Annotated in this window: 16 protein-coding genes; 4 read left to right on the plus strand and 12 right to left on the minus strand. The window is 37.0% G+C overall.

Features of this window, described 5'->3' with window-relative positions:
• Nucleotides 1–74: 74 nt before the first annotated feature.
• The 3 genes from PVK70_RS00155 to PVK70_RS00165 are packed head-to-tail and all read right to left on the minus strand — an operon-like array spanning nucleotide 75 to nucleotide 2,431.
• Nucleotides 75–443 carry a hypothetical protein gene (locus tag PVK70_RS00155; RefSeq protein WP_130049297.1) on the minus strand — a complete coding sequence of 123 codons (369 nt, stop codon included), beginning with the start codon at nucleotides 441–443 and terminating at the stop codon, nucleotides 75–77.
• Nucleotides 440–1,498, minus strand: a complete 1,059-nt coding sequence (locus tag PVK70_RS00160; RefSeq protein ID WP_130049296.1) for a hypothetical protein — start codon at nucleotides 1,496–1,498, stop codon at nucleotides 440–442. The genes PVK70_RS00155 and PVK70_RS00160 overlap by 4 nt, the downstream gene beginning before the upstream one ends.
• Before the next feature lie 21 nt (nucleotides 1,499–1,519).
• Nucleotides 1,520–2,431 carry a hypothetical protein gene (locus PVK70_RS00165; protein WP_130049295.1) on the minus strand — a complete coding sequence of 304 codons (912 nt, stop codon included), beginning with the start codon at nucleotides 2,429–2,431 and terminating at the stop codon, nucleotides 1,520–1,522.
• Between the two features lie 372 nt (nucleotides 2,432–2,803).
• Here PVK70_RS00165 and pglZ point away from each other — a divergent pair, with 372 nt between their 5' ends.
• Nucleotides 2,804–5,521 (plus strand): BREX-1 system phosphatase PglZ type A, encoded by a 2,718-nt coding sequence (gene pglZ, locus PVK70_RS00170; protein WP_130066622.1) that lies wholly within the window; start codon nucleotides 2,804–2,806, stop codon nucleotides 5,519–5,521.
• Nucleotides 5,522–5,561: 40 nt separating this feature from the next.
• Complete coding sequence (gene brxL / locus PVK70_RS00175) at nucleotides 5,562–7,601, plus strand: protease Lon-related BREX system protein BrxL (protein ID WP_199414899.1); 2,040 nt, start codon at nucleotides 5,562–5,564, stop codon at nucleotides 7,599–7,601.
• Nucleotides 7,602–7,769: 168 nt separating this feature from the next.
• On the opposite strand, the gene PVK70_RS00180 is transcribed toward brxL, so the two are convergent.
• Both PVK70_RS00180 and PVK70_RS00185 read right to left on the minus strand, forming a co-directional pair.
• Nucleotides 7,770–8,132: a hypothetical protein gene (locus tag PVK70_RS00180; RefSeq protein ID WP_130049475.1), complete on the minus strand. Its 363-nt coding sequence runs from the start codon at nucleotides 8,130–8,132 to the stop codon at nucleotides 7,770–7,772.
• A gap of 620 nt (nucleotides 8,133–8,752) precedes the next feature.
• Nucleotides 8,753–8,983: a helix-turn-helix domain-containing protein gene (locus PVK70_RS00185; protein WP_130049474.1), complete on the minus strand. Its 231-nt coding sequence runs from the start codon at nucleotides 8,981–8,983 to the stop codon at nucleotides 8,753–8,755.
• Nucleotides 8,984–9,089: 106 nt separating this feature from the next.
• Here PVK70_RS00185 and PVK70_RS00190 point away from each other — a divergent pair, with 106 nt between their 5' ends.
• Complete coding sequence (locus tag PVK70_RS00190) at nucleotides 9,090–9,422, plus strand: hypothetical protein (RefSeq protein ID WP_130049473.1); 333 nt, start codon at nucleotides 9,090–9,092, stop codon at nucleotides 9,420–9,422.
• A gap of 2 nt (nucleotides 9,423–9,424) precedes the next feature.
• Nucleotides 9,425–9,895 carry a hypothetical protein gene (locus PVK70_RS00195; RefSeq protein WP_130049472.1) on the plus strand — a complete coding sequence of 157 codons (471 nt, stop codon included), beginning with the start codon at nucleotides 9,425–9,427 and terminating at the stop codon, nucleotides 9,893–9,895.
• Between the two features lie 213 nt (nucleotides 9,896–10,108).
• Here PVK70_RS00195 and PVK70_RS00200 read toward each other — a convergent pair whose 3' ends face one another.
• From PVK70_RS00200 to malF, 7 genes are all read right to left on the minus strand, one after another.
• Nucleotides 10,109–10,852, minus strand: a complete 744-nt coding sequence (locus PVK70_RS00200) for a hypothetical protein (protein ID WP_130066621.1) — start codon at nucleotides 10,850–10,852, stop codon at nucleotides 10,109–10,111.
• A gap of 461 nt (nucleotides 10,853–11,313) precedes the next feature.
• Nucleotides 11,314–12,720, minus strand: a complete 1,407-nt coding sequence (locus PVK70_RS00205) for a relaxase/mobilization nuclease domain-containing protein (RefSeq protein WP_130048343.1) — start codon at nucleotides 12,718–12,720, stop codon at nucleotides 11,314–11,316.
• Nucleotides 12,710–13,252 (minus strand): chromosome partitioning protein ParA, encoded by a 543-nt coding sequence (locus PVK70_RS00210; protein WP_130048344.1) that lies wholly within the window; start codon nucleotides 13,250–13,252, stop codon nucleotides 12,710–12,712. Before PVK70_RS00210 ends, PVK70_RS00205 begins: the two co-directional genes overlap by 11 nt.
• 664 nt (nucleotides 13,253–13,916) lie before the next feature.
• Nucleotides 13,917–15,731 (minus strand): recombinase family protein, encoded by a 1,815-nt coding sequence (locus PVK70_RS00215; RefSeq protein ID WP_130048345.1) that lies wholly within the window; start codon nucleotides 15,729–15,731, stop codon nucleotides 13,917–13,919.
• 189 nt (nucleotides 15,732–15,920) lie between these two features.
• A complete protein-coding gene (locus PVK70_RS00220; RefSeq protein ID WP_165367187.1) occupies nucleotides 15,921–17,120 on the minus strand; it encodes an acetate/propionate family kinase in 1,200 nt (399 codons plus the stop codon).
• Nucleotides 17,121–17,904: 784 nt separating this feature from the next.
• Nucleotides 17,905–18,795 (minus strand): maltose ABC transporter permease MalG, encoded by an 891-nt coding sequence (gene malG / locus PVK70_RS00225; RefSeq protein WP_130043664.1) that lies wholly within the window; start codon nucleotides 18,793–18,795, stop codon nucleotides 17,905–17,907.
• A gap of 80 nt (nucleotides 18,796–18,875) precedes the next feature.
• Nucleotides 18,876–20,420 carry a maltose ABC transporter permease MalF gene (gene malF, locus PVK70_RS00230; protein WP_130048347.1) on the minus strand — a complete coding sequence of 515 codons (1,545 nt, stop codon included), beginning with the start codon at nucleotides 20,418–20,420 and terminating at the stop codon, nucleotides 18,876–18,878.
• Nucleotides 20,421–20,503: the final 83 nt, after the last annotated feature.

Genomic DNA, 20,503 nt, shown 5'->3' on the forward strand with positions numbered 1-20,503 from the left:
TAGGAAACATCTCCCCCGAACTAACAGTGGGATTTTAAAATTTAGCTTAACCCCCTATGACAGGATAGTTGTGTCTAATGAGTGAATAAAATCTCATCAGGATCCAACCCTTCAAGAGATTCAGTCATGAGCGTAGTATCGAGATAGATCTCATCACTATCACTGGATTCTAACACTCGAGTCTCATATGTAGAGTCAAGTTGTAGTTGATCCTGGTCGGTCGATTCTAAGGTTTTTGTTATCGTGGTTTCATCTAAAAAGTAAACACTATCGTGGTCAGTTGGCTCAGTGGTATTTGTCTGTATAGTCCAGTCCAAACTTACAGTATCTTGATCTTGGTTTTCGAGCGTAAATGTCTGAGTTGTTGTGTCTGAGAGCGTGCATACAGCAGAAACAGGGGAAATTTCTACTTTCTGGCTATAATTCATAATGTAAGGTTTCATTGTTGTTCCTCCATACTTGCTATTAATAACTTAGTGTTAAACAAAGTGTCATCTAGCTCTATTGTCGAGTTTTTCCCCACAAGTTCAAGAGCTTTAATTGTAAAGGCTGTTGTCGCTTTACCAAGATTATTTGACGAGGAATAAATAAAAGTCACTTTATCATTGGGAGATAGAGACTTTGATAGGTTTAATAATTCTTGAGAGGAAAAGTTCCCTTCATGATCGACTAAAACGAATTTTGTGTCCGAGCCATTTCTATCTAGTGGTTTGGTTAAAAACCAGCTATGTGGTTGTAAAGTTGCAGCTATAAGTAGAACTGAGCTTAAAGCAACACTTCTAATAAAGTATTTTTCAATATTTTTTACCAGTGTTGCAGCTGCAATCTGCTCTTCTTGTGATGTTAACCAATCAATGTATATTCCTTCAGCTAACGTTTTCCAGTCAGGAAATTCTTTGAAAGAACTAAACATGCTTTTTTCTGCGCCTTTAACTTGTAAGTATCTGCGTAATAGAACTAGAACATTAATAAGGAAAATAACAGAAAGACTAAAAACACCCCATAGTACAAGACTAATAGTAGAAACTGGTAGTTTAAGGAGCGATTTGAATAAAAATGTACATAAACCTGCATAAACTAAAGCTATTGCAATATAGCTATTCACTTTATTGTTAAGTGTGTTGATGCTGTTCTGGCAATCCATACTTTTGTGTTTTAAAAAATCTATTCTTAACTGACTTTTTATGCCACTGGCATCATCTGTGAGTTCAGAAAATTTACTTTTACACTCTTGGAGTTCTTTTCGACTTCGTGGCGATTGCAAGTTAGAGATTTTAAGAACTGAGAATATTTCAAACCCCTTTTCTTTGGTTCGTGATATGAAGTATAAATGCTTGTCTGCCCAGGGTAGAGAAAGTATAGAAATTCGAAGATCTGTGAGCTGACTAATTGAATCAAATTCTTCATCTCGAGAAATGTGGAGAACAGGTGAAATGTTAAGTATCCAACAAAAAAACAATCCAAGTTTATACCAAATAGAGTTGCTATTATGTTCCATGATAATTCCTTTTTTGCTTAACTATTTCATCAAATAGCGAATGATGGCATCAGAGATGTTATGTTTTGTTTCAAACTCTAACCATGCCCATTGACCATTAGCGTTCATTTCAAGAAAATACCAGACATTATTCTTCACGATAAAATCAAAACAACCGAATTTCATACCGCAAAGATCCATAAAATTAATACAATTACGTCTTATAGTTGATGGTATTGAGCAAGCTTCATAAGAAACTTTATTGTTAGGTTTTCTCCAGTCTATGTTATTTTCAGAATGAATTTTTACGGGGAAAAAATCACCATCTACTACGGTGATTCGAACTTCGAAGTCTTTATCTATAAAGTTTTGTAAATAAACAGGTGAATATTCAAAATTGTTAACCTTAAAAGTAGGATCTATCAAGTTTGTTTGGACAAATTCTTTACTCGAACCACATGTTATTTCACCTAGAGCAATAGGTTTTATAATTCCTGCATTACTAGAAAAATGTTTTAATAAATTTGCATCATTTGTAATTGCAAACTCGGGTAAATGGAATCCCACTTGCGAAGCGAGAGAAGCCTGAAGCACTTTGTTATTGGCTCGACGCATTACGGATGGCTTTGTGAGGACAGTACCGCTAAAGCTTTCTACAATACCTTCGATAAAGGAGTATGTCTCTTTATGGATATAAGTGTGATAGTGATTTTCAAAAATACCATCAAGATTTTCCAATGAAGGTTTTCGAAAGTAGATAGATGCACACGATACAGAATCGATGATGTTATTCCCATCTCTTATTCTAAAGCCATCAAGTGAAAAAGTGATGTGATAGTCAGAGAATCTATCCAAATCTAGACGGAAAAACTCAAGGTGGCGAAACTTATTTATAAGATAGGAGCAAGTTTTGTCATAGCTACTTGTTATTATTAGAATTTTCTGATTTTGCAAAACAACTGACCTCTGTGCTCAATAACGAAACTATGTTATATGATGGCTTACTACGTGGTATGCATATAATTTTACCTTATTGTTTTAAATAGTAATAGTAGCTCTACACGGAGAATTAAGGGTTGGCAAGCATCCATGATATGGAACTCCAATCAAACCGTTTTATAACGGCTCAACTTTTCCCCATATGGCATCAGAGATTAAGTATTGTGTTGAATTCATTTACAATATTTTCAATCAGTGTTGATTTAACTCAGACAACGCCTATTGAGATAGGTTCTAAGCCAAAAAGCACCCTATTCATTATTTAAAGTGGTAAACTACTCGCAGTTACCACTTAACTCAGCCTTATACTTTGGCGAAGATTGAATAATGAATATTGAGCAACTAATTACTGGCATTAAAGCCAAATTCGACAAATGTCGTCTCGTCTTTTGGCAAGATACCGATGGGGAGTTTACTGATGAACTCCCTTCTCTTCAGCTAGACACGTCATATGGCCCTGCCACTATCATTGAGATAGATGCACTTTCACACCTTGAAGTTAAACATCGCATTGAGCTGAAAGAGCCAAATACGGCATTTTTACTTTATAGCCAACAAAAACCAAATGAGCCAATTCGCGATTGGTTGTATGACATTCGACTGTATGCTCAAGAGTTCTACGCTGACAATAGCTCAATGGTATTAAACGATATTGGTATGAACATGGAGTTTCGTCCTGTTATTACTAAATTTAAGGGCTTTTTTTCTAATAAGCAGCGTGTCGCTCGTCTAAAAAAAATCTTACCTAAATCCGCTTCTGAGCGTGAATTAGAGTTAGCTCTTATCGCAGCAACGTTAAAGCTGGACACACCTACCTTTACGAATATTTTACAAACTCTGTTCGCTCAACTGGCTAACGATTTTGATACTGATTCACTTTTAGATGAATTAGATAAATACAATTTAACGCAATCATTTTGGTCAATCGCTTATGATGAGCTAGGCTACATCATTGAATCAGCTCAAGAAGAAAATCGCCAACCAACATTACAAGATCTTGCTGTTAAATTATTATTTACTGAGTGTCATCAATCTCTTGTTAATAGTGGATGCTCATCTACGGATGCCGTTTTAGAGAGCTTTAGTTCTCACCTACTGCCTATGCTTACCAATGAGCAAATTGAAGCGGGTTACAGTATTGACCGTATCGGAATAAACTCTGGTCGCCGTGCTCATGTCGTTAACTTTGTTGTTCAATTACGTGAAAGCCGTGTTTATCAAGACAGCTATAATCTAATTGCAAAACGCATTGAACATGATTTTGAAATTCGAAATAAACTTTATCTTATCTCGAAACCAGAAAAATTGATGTATGTAGAAACCTTTGAAGTTGCGGATAAACAGTTATCACTTTTACTTGCTAAAAATATCAACACTCTTGAGCAAGAAGAAGTAAATACCATCGCTTCACATCGTTTAACTACGCACTGGTGTCATGTTAAACCAATCTTTGTAGACACTAAATACGCCTGTGTTTATCAAGCGTTCAAAGCTGCCAAGCAATTCTATGCTTTAAAAGCAAAATACATTGATGGATTCGTGTTTGAATCGGCAAGAGCACTGTATCGCGCTTATGAAAGTGAATTGTTTATGTTTGATTCTGCTTATCGTGTGTTCTGTGAAAACGCCAATCAAGTCGCACACCACGGCTCTGATATTTTAAAGAACACACAACTTGTGGCAAGTATCGAAGATCTCTATGTTAACTGGTATCTGCATGACCTTGCTATTGCTTGGGGTAATCACGTAGATAGCGAAAAACTATTAGATACGTGGAAATTTAATGGCATATTCAACCAATACAATTTCTATAACAATGAAGTTGAGCGTATCTTCCAATCAAAACAAGTTAAGCGTGTTTTTGTGATCATCAGTGATGCCCTTCGCTATGAAGTTGCTCATGAGATTCATGAACAAATCAATAAGGAACAACGCTTTAAATCTACCATCACTTCTCAACTTGGGGTTGTTCCAAGTTATACCCAACTAGGAATGGCTTCTCTGCTTCCTCATCAAGAGCTGACTGCGCATATTAGTAAAGACGTTACCTATAAAGTTGATGGATTAAGCTCTCATGGCCTGGAAAAACGTAACACAGTTCTTGAGAAATACAGTGGTATCGCGGTGAAATCTTCTGATGTACTTAACTGGAGTAATGATGAAGGCCGTAAAGCCATTGCTGATGCACGAGTTGTGTATATTTACCACGACCAAATCGATGCTATTGGCGATAAAGCCGTAACAGAGAACCAAACGTTTGAAGCCTGCTCTGATGGCATTAAACAAATTAAATTATTGATTGAACGCATCATTAATAAGTTAAATGGTAATCGTATTTTAGTCACGGCTGATCATGGCTTCTTATTTAAATCGAGCGATGTGGTTGAATCTGACAAAACTGCGCTTACCGTTAAGCCACATGGCACAGTAGAAGGGAAGAAACGTTACTTAATTGGACAACAACTTCCAAAAGACAGTTTCTATTGGACTGGAGATATGGCGGTAACGGCGAACTTATCTTCTAATAGTGATCAAGCTGAATTTATGATCCCTCGTGGTTCTAACCGTTTCAATTTTGTTGGCGGTGCTAAATTCATCCACGGTGGCATTATGCCGCAAGAGATTTGTGTTCCTGTTTTGCGCATTGAGCATTTAAAAACGGCGAAACAAAAAACAACAGCAAAACAAAAAGTGGGCGTGGTTCCTTTGAGCAACCCTCTCCGCTTAGTGACACTCACTGAAAAAATTGAATTCTTACAAACCAATGCTGTTGGTGATGAATTTAAAGAGCGTAATCTAACGATTTGGATTGAAGATCCTGATGGCACAGTTGTCTCTAATAAGGCTCAAGTATTGTTTGATTCTGAATCCAATAATTCTGATGACAGAAAACGTAGTGCTATTCTCTCTTTAAACGGCACTGGTTTTGATCGCACAACATCATACAAACTTGTTATGTTAGATACTGAACAAGGTGATCGCTTTAATAGTTACTCTGTAACCATTGATTTAGCGATTCAAGATGACTTTGACGACCTTTTTTAATGGATAATAATGAATGATTAACGATAATATTGCTCAAGAAATTAAAGAAGCAAAAGACATTGACCTCGATGATCTAATGACTTCTGAATTTAAAGGTCGCGTTGTTCGTAAAGACTTAACTAAGCAACTAAAAGAAGGCGCTAACGTGCCTGTATACGTGCTTGAGTATCTACTTGGTATGTATTGCTCTGCAACGGATAATGACCTTATCGAAGCAGGTATGGTGCGTGTTAAGAAGATATTAACGGATAACTACGTTCGTCCTGATGAAGCTGAAAAAGTAAAATCAATGATCCGTGAACGTGGTACACATAAAGTCATTGATAAGATTTCGGTAAAACTGAATCAGAAGAAAGATGTTTATGAAGCAAGTTTATCGAACCTCGGCATTAAAGATGCCGTTATTCCTGCAAGCATCATTAAAGATAATGAGAAGTTATTAACGGGCGGTATCTGGTGTATTGTTACACTAAGCTATTTCTTTGAAGAGGGACAAAAAACATCCCCTTTCTCTGTTCTTAGTTTAAAAGCAATACAAATGCCGTCTATGAATATGGATGAGGTGTTTAACGCCCGCCGTAATTTCTCAATGGATCAATGGTTAGATTTGTTGCTGCGTTCAATTGGTATGGAGCCTGCAAATTTAGAGCAACGTGCTAAATGGCATATTTTGGCTCGTATGATCCCATTTGTTGAGAATAATTATAACGTGTGTGAGCTTGGCCCTCGTGGTACGGGTAAATCTCACGTCTACAAAGAGTGTTCACCAAACTCTCTGCTGGTATCTGGTGGTCAAACAACGGTGGCTAACCTGTTCTACAATATGTCTTCACGCCAAGTTGGTTTAGTAGGCATGTGGGATGTTGTTGCCTTTGATGAAGTTGCTGGCATTCGATTTAAAGATAAGGATGGCGTGCAGATCATGAAGGACTACATGGCTTCAGGCTCATTTAGTCGTGGTCGTGATTCGATTGAAGCAAAAGCCTCTATGGTGTTTGTGGGTAACATTGACCAAAGTGTAGAGACTCTAGTTAAAACCAGTCACCTACTCGCTCCTTTCCCTCAAGAAATGATTGATGCCGCTTTCTTTGACCGTTTTCATGCTTATATCCCTGGTTGGGAAATCCCGAAAATGCGCCCTGAATTTTTCACAAATCGCTTTGGTCTAATTACGGATTACCTAGCAGAGTACATGCGTGAAATGCGCAAACATGCGTTTGCAGATGCGATTGATAAGTTCTTCAAGCTAGGTAATAACTTAAACCAACGTGATGTTATTGGGGTTCGTAGAACAACGTCAGGCTTATTAAAGTTACTTGTCCCTCATGGTGAGTACACCAAGGAAGACGTGCGTGTTTGTTTAACTTACGCCTTGGAAGTGCGTCGTCGAGTAAAAGAACAACTTAAGAAAATCGGTGGTATGGAGTTTTTCGATGTGAATTTCTCTTACATTGATAATGATTCACTTGAAGAGTTTTTTGTGAATGTTCCTGAGCAAGGTGGTTCACAAATCATTGCTCCAGGGACACCAAATCCTGGGGTAATTCACTTTGTTAGTCCAGGGAAAGCTGGAAAGCTTGGTGTATTCCGTATTGAAACCCAAAAAACAGCGGGTAATGGCAAGCTCTCGACCTCGGGATTAGGCTCTGATACGGAAGCAAAAGAGCAAGTAAAAGTTGGTTTTGAATATTTTAAAGGAAACCTTTCACGAATTGCTGCCAACAATCAATTCTCTGATCATGAGTTCCATCTGCATTTTGTTGATTTACAAATGTCAGGAAACTCTCATAGCTCTAGCCTTGCTGCATTAATTGCTAGCTGCTCTACTCTGCTTGCTAAACCAATGCAAGAGTCTATGGTGGTTTTAGGCTCGATTACTTTGGGTGGCGTTATCAACCCTGTTCAAGACCTTGCTGGCTCTATGCAGGTTGCTCTTGAAGCTGGTGCAACGAAGATTTTAATCCCAATGGCATCAGCAATGGATATCCCGACAGTTCCTGCGGAGACATTCACGAAGTTCCAAGTAAGTTTCTACAGTGACCCTGTCGATGCGGTTTATAAGGCGCTTGGGGTTCATTAATAGCTTCAAATTGATAACATCAAAGCGGCAACGAATAGACGCCGCTTTTTTCTAATTATATTTAACATACTTTCTAATCTATGACTTAAAGTTTTCACTCATAGATATTGATTTTACTTATACACCAACCTCTTCTTTTATCCTGTCAGATAAGGCTATCGGCAGCTTTTAGTAATCAAACGATTCGTAATCATCTTCTGCCCAGCGACTACTGTGTCGACTTTCCATATTATTGTACATATGCAATGCAAAATTCCAATCGTTCCACATAAAATGAAAACCATTAACATGACTGCACTTCTCTACATAATCGTCGTAACTTTCTTCATTTTCAAAAATCTTAAAGCGATTTATCATAGACGTGTCACTTTCTTGTGAATCTATTGCAGCTAGAACAACCGAATCTCCTTCGCTCTCATTATAACGAGTCAAATAGATGTCATTACCTACACCAATCCCCGCCACACTTTGACATTCATCCTCAAGTATTAAGCCTGTTTTATTTTCTAAATAATATTTAAGTCTAGCCATAATTATCACCATTTTAGTTATTTATATTAGTTTTATTAGCACGAGTACGACTGTTAGAACCATGTTCTTCTGGCGATAAACTATGATAGAAAAACCATAACGTCAAACTATAAATACATGTAAAACAACAACATAAAATTGACCTTTATCTAATGGCAAGATATAATAAGGACAATTAACACATCAAATTCCCACTTATTTATCAACCAAGTTCAATTATTCATTTTGTATAAAGTAAGACTTTTAATACGCCAAAAAACAATTTATTCTATTTTATGTTTTGAGATCTTCATCACAAATGATAATGAGGTAAACTGCGTGGTTTCCACATAAAAGAAGAGATTATCTTGTAGATAAGAAGCAATAGATCGGACAGGATATTTTATTTAAAAATCGACTGTTCATTAACTTTGTTCGATTTATAGATTTGATGGATAACGAGTCAATGTAATGTTTGTAAGTAACTTAGATCTTAGTTGGGAAGCTTTCTTTTGATCTAACTTAATGAATAGTAAAGTGCCTAAAATGAATATTTACAGTAACTAGTTAAGGTATGAAATATAAAAAACAACGGTAAAAAATGGCTAACCCAATAGCCTAAATCCCACCAAGAATTTTTGCTATTCAAAAAACTCATTAACATTAACATCAAGCACAATAGAAAGATCACGCAAAGTTTCATCTGTAACTCGTATCATACCTGTTTCAATTTTTGCCAACTTACTACGAGTGAGATCTATACCTTGTAATGAGGCAATACGATCAACATCCTGCTGTGATAATTCTTTTGATAGCCTGATACTTTTTATTCTAGAACCAGTAATGTTTTTACGAACCGTGATCTCTATCATACTTATGATTGCTCCTATTTGTGTGCAATCACTATCGCAGATATTATCGCCCCGAATTGCACCCATACGGGTGCAAAGGTATTTATAAAAAAGGGTTTATCGAGCAATGAAGCATACGAAATATACTTTATTTCTATTAATGACAGGCATTCTATCTGGCTGTAGCGTTATTGATAATAATACTCGGGATAATACAAGTATTCAGAGAAAGGCTGCATTTGCATTAGGAACAAGCGCAGATAAGATTCGAATTGAAAATCGAACAGCAGATTTAATGAAAGTTGAGTTTGATGCAATATACAAAGGTCGTCGCTTCCAGTGTTATTACACGGGTGGTGTATTGGTTACAAGTGATGCTATTTGTTCTGCAACAGATGGAAAAAGAACTCCCTCTAGTGCTAATTGTAATGCGCTATTAAAAGCAGCGGGTAAATGCTGATCATGGCTGTAAAAGTATACAAAGGAAGAATTGATATGTTGGGTCAAAAAAAATTTGATCAAACATCTAGTAAATATGCCTATATCAAACTTATCGATGAGAATAATGAATATATCATGTTAAAGAATGTATTGGCATATAACACATGTGATTCGTTTCTCTTAGTGGGTGAGAATGTAGAGCTATACCTAAAAAAATTCTACGATTCTTATATTCTACTAGCGCTCGTAGTTAATAGTAGAAAAATTATAGACTTTTCGGAAGTATCATTTATCAATAGAGAGTCTACTTCCTGCCTTAAAGTTGCCTTATTCGGAATGATTATAGCTTTACCCCTCTCTCTTTTAATAATAGGCTTCCCAATTTTAATCCAAAACATCTTTTTCTTTATAAAGCATTATCGTAGAAAAAAAGAATACAATTTGAAAAAAATTCAAGATTCTCTATCTTCGTACGGCTTTAATGTAAGTTAACGCTACCAAAAAGGAACCGCTTAAACGAGGTTCCTTTTCTATATAAGCTACTATTTTTCAAAGAAGTTTTCTATAATTAAGTACTAATGGGAAAGTTAGCAACATTTAAGTCGTTGATATAAGGTAAAATGATAGGACTTAAATTCCCGATAACTTCTTTGTATTATCATAAATTGCGCGTGCTGATCAGCACACGCATAGCATCACTGTATTTTAGATACCATCTAATCTATTCATATAAGAATCAATCAAACTTTTATTATTTGATATGGACTTCTTATTTGCTCCTACACCAAACCCATCTAGATCAGAACGATAAGGTAAAAAGCGCTTAGCGTTATCTATAGATCCGATTACATATGCTGTAACAAATTTATTACTGATTTCTTTTTTCTTAGCTTCATTATAAAAAAGCATATTTTGAAATAATTCCGATGGCATCTTATATGCGGTTAAAGCTTGTTCGATCCGATACATAGCTTGCCATAAATCTTGTGCCTCTAATGCAGTTAAACATTTACTCACAGAAAGTTTTTCAACAATATCTGCAACAACATGAATACTTAATGCCATTTTTGAAATGTTTTTTCTGATCCCTGCTCGTTCAATTACCACTTGAGAGCGACTTTGTTCTACATTGCAATCAATAATTAGCTCGTTATATTTTTTATGTTGCTGGCATAATTTATTAAAAATTTCTGGTGTAATCTTGTATTTACCATTTTTTAAATCTGCACTCCCATACATTTCAATGAAATTACTGATAGTTTCAGGCATGTTATCTTTGATTTTAACTTTAGCTATAATAACGTATTTCTTTAAATTCTTATCATTATACTTAAGTTGTAACTGCATTCCCTTTGGATGCTTATAAATATTATAACCAGCAAGGCCAAAATTTGATTTTGATATGTCTTGATTGTATTTTGATGTGAGAATTTCAGCGACACTAGCCATAAATAACCTTTTTCTATTTTTAATTTATATTAACCATTTTAAATACCAAATTCAATTAATATAACTACCAAAAATTAACGTAACTACCTTATTAGTTATCTAGTCAAGTTAAATACATATATTTCACAAGTGCTTTCATTACAATAAATAGTAATTACTTAAATTATATTAATAATGGATAATATAATTTAAGAAGATTATTTCCCGAATATTCAAACTTCAGCGATGTCTGAATAGTTACCTAAGTGAGCGAGGATATATTCACGAATATCAAACCATCCTTTAGCTCCCGAAATTACCGCACATAAGGAATATTAAATACAAAGGAACGGTATAACTCTCTTTTGAAGCCTCTATTACGCCCAAAATGTGTATACATAAAAGCGTCGCAAGCTAACGATTATTAGCCTAACACTTGCTAGACTAAATAATCTCAAAGCATTTGATAAGTTCATTTATTATTAGTTATGAATGTGTAATTCCTTATCTATAACAGAGCCAAAAGCATTATAGACTTTATCCTTTTTGTTTTTACTATCTTTATTTAAAATTTCAGTATACGCATTAGCAGTAAAGTTTTTATACTCAGTTTCGCTGATTTCTTCTACGATCGTTGAGTTATATGTTTTCTGCATGCGTTCCGCATACACCTTTTCTTTATTCTCAAGAAGCTGATAAAGAAGATGCTCAATGATTGCTTCAGCGATGTTTCCTATGCTTCCGCCCAAATCTTTAAGTGCGGACCTAACTTCAACTACATAAGCAACATCAGAAGCGCCCCTTGATGCTCTACGCGCTCTCATTGCGAGTCGCATGTCGCTTATTAAGTTATTAACCTCTTTAGCGTGTCTAGCGCTTGCTGAGAACTTAATCAGTGTGATTCTATTATCTTCATCGCGTTTATCGTCAGCAGCCGCAGTAGCATCAAGCAATTGCTTCTGAGCGTGCTTTGCCGCTCTCTCTAGCTCTTCTTCGTGATTATCTAAGCATCTACACTCTTTATCTAAGATACCGCTACCTATCAGCTTACCAAGCGTGTACTTGCGATTACCACCTAGTTGGGAGGCTGACATGCGAATCTCATTAAGGTTAAACACTAAGCCAGTAGCAGTATTACCCTTGCGTTGTATCTCCACTTTAAGATCGGTATGTGTTGACTCTACAGCAACAACAAAATCAGCAAGCGTAGAACCTTCTGTAAGCTTATTGATACCTTGCTTTACTAACCGAGCTATCTGAGCTTTCTTGTTGAAGATGGATGCATCGTTAATCTCTGCTTTAACGTCATAACCAATATCTTTACTACTAACTAGTTCACGTAATCCAAATTCCTTCTCTAACTCTCTCATTACCTCTTGAGCGCGTATCTTGCTATATGAGTCGCGTACACGCTTACGCGTAATGGTATCGATAGTGGAAGTAACAATGTGGACATGCTGCTCATCAGTATCGTTATGCTTAAAGGCTATGTAACGGCAGTTATCGTAACCTAAGTAACTCATGAGCTTCCTTACTGTCTTGCGCCATTGTGCCTTACTGAGGTGTTCGTCAGTATCAAGGCTAACAATCATATGCTTAAACTGCTGCTTGGCGTTCGGGTTAAGCTTGATCGAGTCCTGCATTTCTCTTATTGCTGCTGACATATCCAGATCTTCACCTGATGCGCTCCTCGCGTTCTCAGGGATATTAAGGATGTTGTTAGCGCAGATGAATTCAGTAACCGCGCCAGCTTCTTTAGTGTCGCCCTTAACGTACTGAACAAGGTATTTAGCGACTCGCTCATCATCGCCAGCGATATAGTTAACTAACGTTTCAGCAGTTGAAGCGGAATGCTTTCCACCCTTTTGATCTGGTTCTTTATAGATCATGTTGGCATTCCTTCTCTTGAAGTAGTGCTAGAAGTTGTTCTATGGTCAGATGCTCTCTAGCGACTTCGTAAGCAGCCTCTTGAGTAAAGCTATTAACGAGAAGATGCCTTGTGGCTTGGAACTCTCTTCGAAGCCCTTGCAGCACTATTAGTGTTGCTGTTGCCTCGTCTTTATTAAGAGTCCTGCCGCACTCTATGTGCTCTGCGATTGTTTCGATATAGTTGGTTAAATCAGATGTTTTAGAGAAGAAGGTTTTTGACGGCTCTAAAACAATTGGTTTAACTTTTACTGCATTATTTATTACATCGCGAATAAATGAAGATAACTTTGAGTATCCAGCAGCACATTGCTTTTTTATTAGTTCTTGATGCTCAAGATTAGTAAGATTCGTTTTAACTGATTTAATTAGTAGCTCAGCAGGTTCCTTCCTTGCTTTATATTGCTCCTTCTTTACTACCTTAATCGCTGCCTCAATGGCTTTAAAATCGTCAGGGTTAGTATTTCGTAGAGTATCCAATAATGATGCATTCATTTTATTTACCTTTTATTATTTTTATTTTATTGGTAGTACGTTTCTAATTATTAAAACATAGTTAAAGCAAGTGACTTATTAGCGCTAACACCGAAGGTGGTTAGTGCAACCAACTAACAGGCGGAGTACAAGGTTGGGAGCTATTTGGAACAAATAGACGACCAGACACAGCTTGCCATCAGATTAATTATTAAAAAGAGGGGGTGAATTAATCTCATATATTTATTATCTATTATTTTGTGAGATTTAAGTATTACTTTTTAACCATTGTAATTAAATATTTTAAAAGCATAGCCACTCAATTTATTTAAGGCTTATGAAAAACAAAAGGATTTTGCAGAGAGCTAGTACGGATTATTTTTATTTTTGTACTTATGCAGAGTGAGTAATTACCAAGATTACTATATAGTAGAGTAATTTTTTAAAGAGGTTTACTCTCTTATAGAGTAATAAGATAATTATTTTAAATGCATTTTATCTTAAATTTAATATTTATAATTAGTGAATTACTTTAAATTATTATCAATGTAATTACTATAATCAATCAGTTTAATTAAAATGAATAATAGAAGTAGTATTTATTATTTAATAATGATAGGAAAATACGTTTAAAAATTACCGCCGTAATCATTTAAATTAACGGCGGTAATTATTAAGTTTTTTTTCAATACTTTAACTGGGCTTTCTTAGCTATCTCGGCCCACTTACTTGGATTAAATCTCACAGCAACACGTATCGCGTGCATATACCTTAGTCGATCCCTAGTGTCGTTCAAGTCATTTGGTTGCTTAACATCTGTTATCTCTTTTAGTATTGGTAGATATACTGTAGAGCTTTTATCCATGTTAATAGTGCGTATTGTGTTTGACGGGCTAACCGCCTTGTTAGCTGTGAATACATCACTTACTGCCTTATCATTCCTATCATCGCCATCAAAGCTGAATGGTAGCTCTCCTATAGCGTCAGCTTTAAACACTACTCTCAGAGAGCCACCTTGCTTCTTATCAGTGCAGATTATGTATTTAACGAACTGTTTAATAAAGTGATTATAACGCTCTCTATCTTTATTCTCACTGAGTTCTAAGTTATCGATGACCGAAATATCATAATTACTATGTAAAATAGACAACTCATCGAATCTAACTTTATTGGAATCGATCTCATTATATAACTGACTAAGCTTGTCCGTAAGCGTCTCGCACATACGCGGGTCGGTGTTTTTCATAAGCTGTGCAGCAACAACATTAACGTTCTCGTTTAGCTCTGCTATAGTGGCTTCTAACAGACTTAGTTCTGCACTTACGTCAATAAAACTACTATCATTGATCTTTGCGTAATCTAAACCAGCTAGAGCACGTATTAGACGTTCTTCGATTTCTTCATAGTTTAACGCCCTCTGGTCGCAACCTTGTTTATCTAGCTGCTTTCTGCATCGAACTTTAAGACTTCCTCTGTTTGGTTTGTAATAGCTCATTGAAGAGCCACACTTCGGACAACAAAGAAGGCCACTAAACAAGTTACTAAAAGCTCCTGTTTGTCGTCCACCCGATTTCTTAAACGAGTTCTTTAATCGTAAGAATGTTTGCTCGTCGATTAACGCAGGGTAGTAGTTTTGCTCTACATCACCCCAAGGCTGTTTCTGAGTACAGTGTTCCGTTCTTACATGACGGACTCTCTGAAAAGCGCCATATAGCTGTATCATCTTGCAATACTTAAGCACGATACGCGTTGACCACGTTTTACCATTGAAATAAGGTACGCCCTCTTCATTAAGGGTACTAGCAATACGTTGACAGCCCATACCGTTTAATTTCATATCAATAATACGACGCATTACACGAGCGCGATCTGGTATTAACTCAAAACTCTTTTTATCTTCAGATATTTTCATCCAGAGCGGACAAATAGTTGTGCGCTTAGCTCCACCTAACTTTTCTTGCTTACGCTTTTCTTCGAAACGGTCATTAATCCTATTAGACTTCTGCTGGCTTTCCATATGTGCGAGGTGGATTGCTGCGGTGATCAATAAATCATTCTCAAGAGTTGTACTTTCACTATGTTTTATAATTACACCAAACTTCACAATGGCGACATCAATACCATACTCTTTGAACAAGCCGAATGTTTTACGTGACTCATCGGCTGGCATTCGACTTATACGATCAACTGCTTCAACCACTAACAGTGAGCCTCGCTTTACCTCGCCTCTTTTAGCCGCTTCCAAAAAGGCACCTAACCCACCATTAGCCGCAGTGTTGTAACCTTTGTATGCAGATAGACCCCTATCCGTAATTAATTCGTCTGCTACGACATAAGTTGGTAAGCCCTTCTCCATCAATTCTCTATTTTTTGAATCAATAAATCGAAAAGCATTATCAATCTGACGACGAAGACCGTCTCCATTAACTTGTGCTTCTTTGCTTACACGAGAGTAGATATATGCAGTGTGGGTATTTAAGAGAGTTGTAGCTTTATTCATTTTATATCCTTAGAAACATTAAAAGGTACTATTGTTCTCTCATATGGTGTTGGGGTTATTATTGCACCTTTGAGGAATTGATCAATACTCTAAGTTGTATTTTAGCGATCAAGATCGCAAACCCATGAATTAAAGATAAAAAAAGGGCTAACACTAGTGTTAGCCCTTTGCTGTTCCTATAAGAGACGACTACTTTGAAAGTAACGCCACTGACTGCGATACTATCACTCTTTCCTCATTAGTTGGGATAACCATAGCAACAGCGTTCAGCATTTCTGATTTAGCGATAATGCCATCAGCGCCAAAACGTGCTCCTTCGTTACCAGCAACATCTTCAACAAACCCTAGAATTTTAAGGTTGTTTAAGATTTCACGACGGATTGGTAATGAATTCTCACCGATACCACCAGTGAAGATGATGCCATCTAAAGAATCTAATGCAGCTAGGTAAGAAGCCACGTACTTAGCAACACGGTATGTAAACACTTGGAATGCTAATGTAGCACCTTCGTGTCCCTCTTCCATTGCTTCAAGGATACCGCGAGCATCACTTGTTAGACCAGACACACCTAGGAAACCAGACTCTTTGTTTAGAGAGTTAAATACTTGCTCTTGTGACCAACCTTTCTTAAGTAGGTACTCAATGATGCCTGGATCTAAGTCACCACAACGTGTACCCATCATTAAGCCAGAAAGCGGGGTAAAGCCCATTGACGTATCAACACTGTTACCGTCTTTAATTGCACAAACTGATGCGCCATTACCTAGGTGAACAGAGATAAAGCTCGATTCTTCGATTGGCTTGTTAATCATTTTCGCAGCTTCACGGCTTACGAAATAGTGGCTTGTACCGTGGAAACCGTAGCGACGAACACCAAAATCAGTATATAACTCTTTAGCAATAGCACCTGTGTATGCACGCTTTGGCATAGTTTGGTGGAACGCTGTGTCAAATACCGCAAATTGAGGAAGAGAAGGGAAGGCTTCAACAGCAGCACGAATACCAATAGCACCTGCTGGGTTATGTAATGGAGCAAGATCTGATAGGCTCTCAATCTCTTGAGTTACTTCTTCAGAAATGCGAACTGTTTGTGTGAATTTTTCACCACCGTGAACGATACGATGACCAATTGCAACAATACCATCAGTAAAGCCTAACTCTTCAGTCAGCCCTACTAATTTGCCAATTGCAATTTTATGGTGGTTCTCTTCGCCTTCAATGGCGATTTCAGTTTTCTGTCCTTGATACTTCCAGCTCATACGAGCATCTTCCAGACCAAAACACTCACCAAGGCCACTTAATACTGCATCACCAGAAGCAGAATCGATAACAGCAAACTTTAGTGAAGAGCTGCCTGAATTGATAACTAATACGTATTCGTTGTTCATCATTATTCTCTTTATTATACATCTGTAGGTTGCACATAGATCTGTGCCTTTTGTTACCCTTCTATTATTCAACTTTTTTTTAATTATTCAACTTTTGTTTTTGTTTATTCATATTTTATTTATCAATTCCTTATTCTAGATCAACATTAGCAAATATAGGCTGTTATCTGCCCTCAATCTCAATAATGAAAAGTGTTAAGCAGAACCTGTTATAACGAAAATTTAACATGAAATCATTGATTTAGGCTCTGATAAAAAGAAGAATGACATACCGTTCAAATTTTGACTAATTTAGTATGAATATATTAATCTGCGATGATTCTGCCATCGCACGTAAAATGCTCTCAAACCATATAGAACTTACCTCTGAGATTACGCTTCACTACGCTGAAGATGGTGCTCAAGGTTTAGCTATTGTCTTATCCTGAATATAATTACGAAAGAAGGTAAGCGCTTCTGTTGTGATCGTTACGGTGGCGAAGAGTTTACTGTTATCCTCCCTGGGACCAACGTTGAGCAAGCTCTTTATTATTCAAAAGAACATGGTCGAAATCAATCAACTATCTACCATCCTGCCATTAAGTAATTCATAGACAGAAAAAAGCCTGAGTGATAATACTCAGGCTCTGATTACAAGAAGTAATGTCGCATCCTGCAACACTTACCCAGCTATGCGTAATGCCAATACTGCGTTGAACACTTTACCGATCGGCGACCAAACCATCATAAAGCTCTTTACGCAAATGAACCCTGCCCAAAATGTGTCGGGTCCGTATAATTATCGTTATCCTTTTACACCACCGGCTGTCAAACCACCCACAAGGAATTTCTGAGCAAGTAAGAAAACCAATGTAATAGGTAATGCTGATAATACGGCAGCGGCCGCAAAATCACCCCATAAGTAGTTCTGAGGGTATAAATATTGTTGCATACCAACTGCTAATGTGTACGAGTTTACATCAGAAAGTAGTAAAGATGCTACCGGAACCTCAGTAATTACCCCAATAAAAGACAAAATGAACACAACTGCAAGAATTGGCACCGATAATGGTAACAATACTAAACGGAATGCCTGCCATGGTGTTGCGCCATCTAATGCTGCCGCTTCTTCTAATGAATTATCAATGGTTTCAAAATAGCCTTTAATCGTCCAAACGTGTAAGGCTATCCCTCCTAAATAAGCGAATATCAAACCACCATGTGTATTCAAGCCTAAGAATGGAATGTATTGGCCTAACTTATCAAACAGAGCATACAATGCCACAAGCGCTAAAACTGCTGGGAACATTTGGAAAATCATCATACCTTTAAGGATAGTTTCTTTTCCTTTAAAGCGTAACCTTGCGAACGCATAAGCACTTGTTGTCGATAATGCAACAATCAGTATAGAGCTGATGGCTGCTATTTTTACAGAATTCCACAACCAAGTAAGAACAGGGAATGGAGGTTGTGTCGTTGAGCCATCTGCGTGCTCTACTGCAATCCCCAGAGCCAATTTCCAGTGCTCTAATGATGGGTTTTCAGGAATAATGCTACCTGTAGCAAAGTTACCTTCACGGAATGAAATTGTAATAACCATTAGCAGTGGGAATATGATCATTGCTAAAAATACCCACATTGCTACATGAGTTGCCCAAACGCGGTACTTTAAGTTTTTTCCTTGAACCATTGCCATATCAATGAATCCTTATTTATTTAGTCTGCAAGTAGCTAAATACAATTTTCGTTATAAATAGCTACTTAACTATTATTAGTTTAGTTATTTGATAATTTGGTAAAACGTAGGTTCAGTAACGCTAAGCCACCAACCAATAAGAAAATAAGTGTTGCAATTGCACTTGCTAAACCGAAGTCTTGGCCACCACTGCCCTCAAACGCGATTCGATACGTATAACTTACTAGTAAGTCGGTATAACCGGCAGGTTCAGTCGTTCCAATCATGTTTGGTCCACCTTTAGTTAATAACGCAATCATTACAAAGTTATTAAAGTTAAAGGCAAATGCAGCAATCAATAACGGGGTTAGTGGTTTAACCATCATTGGTACTGTGATTTTGAAAAAATTCTGAATTGGCCCAGCTCCATCAATCGCTGATGCTTCGTATAAATCTTCAGGTATCGATTTTAATAAGCCCATACATAAGATCATCATGTAAGGGAAGCCTAACCAAGTGTTTACAATTAATACCATTGTTTTGGCAGTGAACGGGTCTGAGAACCAATTAGGCTGAATCCCAAACATACTTTCTAATAGCATATTGATCTCACCGAAACTTTGGTTAAAGAGACCACGGAAAATCAAAATAGAGATAAACGCAGGAACCGCATAAGGAAGAATAAGCAATAAACGATAAACTGCACGGCCTTTTAACTCTTCCCATTGCACTACCGCAGCAAGAACCAAACCAATGGCTAGAGTGAACACCACTGTGCAAGTTGCAAAAATAACCGTCCAAATAAAGATGCTAATAAATGGTTCTTTAATACCGTCATCTTTCCAGATACGCTCAAAGTTCGCCGCGCCAACATTAACAACAAAACCAGGAGAGATAGGATCACCAACAAAAACATCCTTATCATTTACTTCTTGATAAAACCCTGTTTCATGGTTTGCTTTGAAGTAGGTTTCTGTTTTTTTGTTGTATAACGTTTCACCATCATCTTGTAATACAAACAGTGGCCCAACCGCAGCAAACTTACGTAACCCACTCATCTTAATTTCTTCACCAGATGGCATAGACAAGGTAATTAAATTTAAGCTTGGACGCTTAGCAATGATCTCTTTGATCTTAGCTTTTTTTCCTTTCACTGTTTCTACAGGCTTCAGATCTAAATGACGCTCAACCGCCTCTGAAATCTGAAAAGTCTCTGTTGCTAACAGTTGACCTGAATCTTTAATCGTTAACGCGTAGCCATCACCTTGATTCATTAATTGAAACTTATAGCTCTTACCACTTTGATACGTCTTTGATAGATGAACTGCTTGAGCACGCTCTAAGGTAACTTGGTTCGTTGCACTGTAATTGGTAAATGCCAACCCTACGGTATAAACCAATGGGAAAATAATGAATAAAATCATGCCCGCAATACCTGGGAAGGTATATCGATGTGCATAAGTTTTTTTACTACCAAACACATAAACAGCTAACGATGTTAATACAAGCGTTAACATTGCAAATGCAGTTTCACCACGAGAATACATAAGTACGCAAACATAACCATTTATCGCTGCAATAGCGGATAAAAGCCCCCATTTTGCCAATGATTTATAATTTGAATGCGAAGCGACTGCTGTTGTCATAAGCTCCAAGACCTTTTAAAAAATACCAACCTAGTAAGTCAATTAATAGCGATAACAAGCTTACTACGATGGGTATATAGAGG

This window comes from Aliivibrio sp. A6, assembly GCF_028765505.1.
Lineage (GTDB): Bacteria > Pseudomonadota > Gammaproteobacteria > Enterobacterales > Vibrionaceae > Aliivibrio > Aliivibrio finisterrensis_A.

Excerpts from the sequence above, each read along its gene's own strand:
- PVK70_RS00195 (WP_130049472.1), top strand. The coding sequence starts at position 9,425 with ATGGCTGTAAAAGTATACAAAGGAAGAATTGATATGTTGGGTCAAAAA.
- PVK70_RS00210 (WP_130048344.1), bottom strand. The coding sequence starts at position 13,252 with ATGAATGCATCATTATTGGATACTCTACGAAATACTAACCCTGACGAT.
- PVK70_RS00200 (WP_130066621.1), bottom strand. The coding sequence starts at position 10,852 with ATGGCTAGTGTCGCTGAAATTCTCACATCAAAATACAATCAAGACATA.
- PVK70_RS00180 (WP_130049475.1), bottom strand. The coding sequence starts at position 8,132 with ATGGCTAGACTTAAATATTATTTAGAAAATAAAACAGGCTTAATACTT.
- malG (WP_130043664.1), bottom strand. The coding sequence starts at position 18,795 with ATGGCAATGGTTCAAGGAAAAAACTTAAAGTACCGCGTTTGGGCAACT.
- malF (WP_130048347.1), bottom strand. The coding sequence starts at position 20,420 with ATGACAACAGCAGTCGCTTCGCATTCAAATTATAAATCATTGGCAAAA.
- PVK70_RS00185 (WP_130049474.1), bottom strand. The coding sequence starts at position 8,983 with ATGATAGAGATCACGGTTCGTAAAAACATTACTGGTTCTAGAATAAAA.
- PVK70_RS00190 (WP_130049473.1), top strand. The coding sequence starts at position 9,090 with ATGAAGCATACGAAATATACTTTATTTCTATTAATGACAGGCATTCTA.
- pglZ (WP_130066622.1), top strand. The coding sequence starts at position 2,804 with ATGAATATTGAGCAACTAATTACTGGCATTAAAGCCAAATTCGACAAA.
- PVK70_RS00160 (WP_130049296.1), bottom strand. The coding sequence starts at position 1,498 with ATGGAACATAATAGCAACTCTATTTGGTATAAACTTGGATTGTTTTTT.
- PVK70_RS00215 (WP_130048345.1), bottom strand. The coding sequence starts at position 15,731 with ATGAATAAAGCTACAACTCTCTTAAATACCCACACTGCATATATCTAC.
- PVK70_RS00220 (WP_165367187.1), bottom strand. The coding sequence starts at position 17,120 with ATGAACAACGAATACGTATTAGTTATCAATTCAGGCAGCTCTTCACTA.
- PVK70_RS00205 (WP_130048343.1), bottom strand. The coding sequence starts at position 12,720 with ATGATCTATAAAGAACCAGATCAAAAGGGTGGAAAGCATTCCGCTTCA.
- PVK70_RS00155 (WP_130049297.1), bottom strand. The coding sequence starts at position 443 with ATGAAACCTTACATTATGAATTATAGCCAGAAAGTAGAAATTTCCCCT.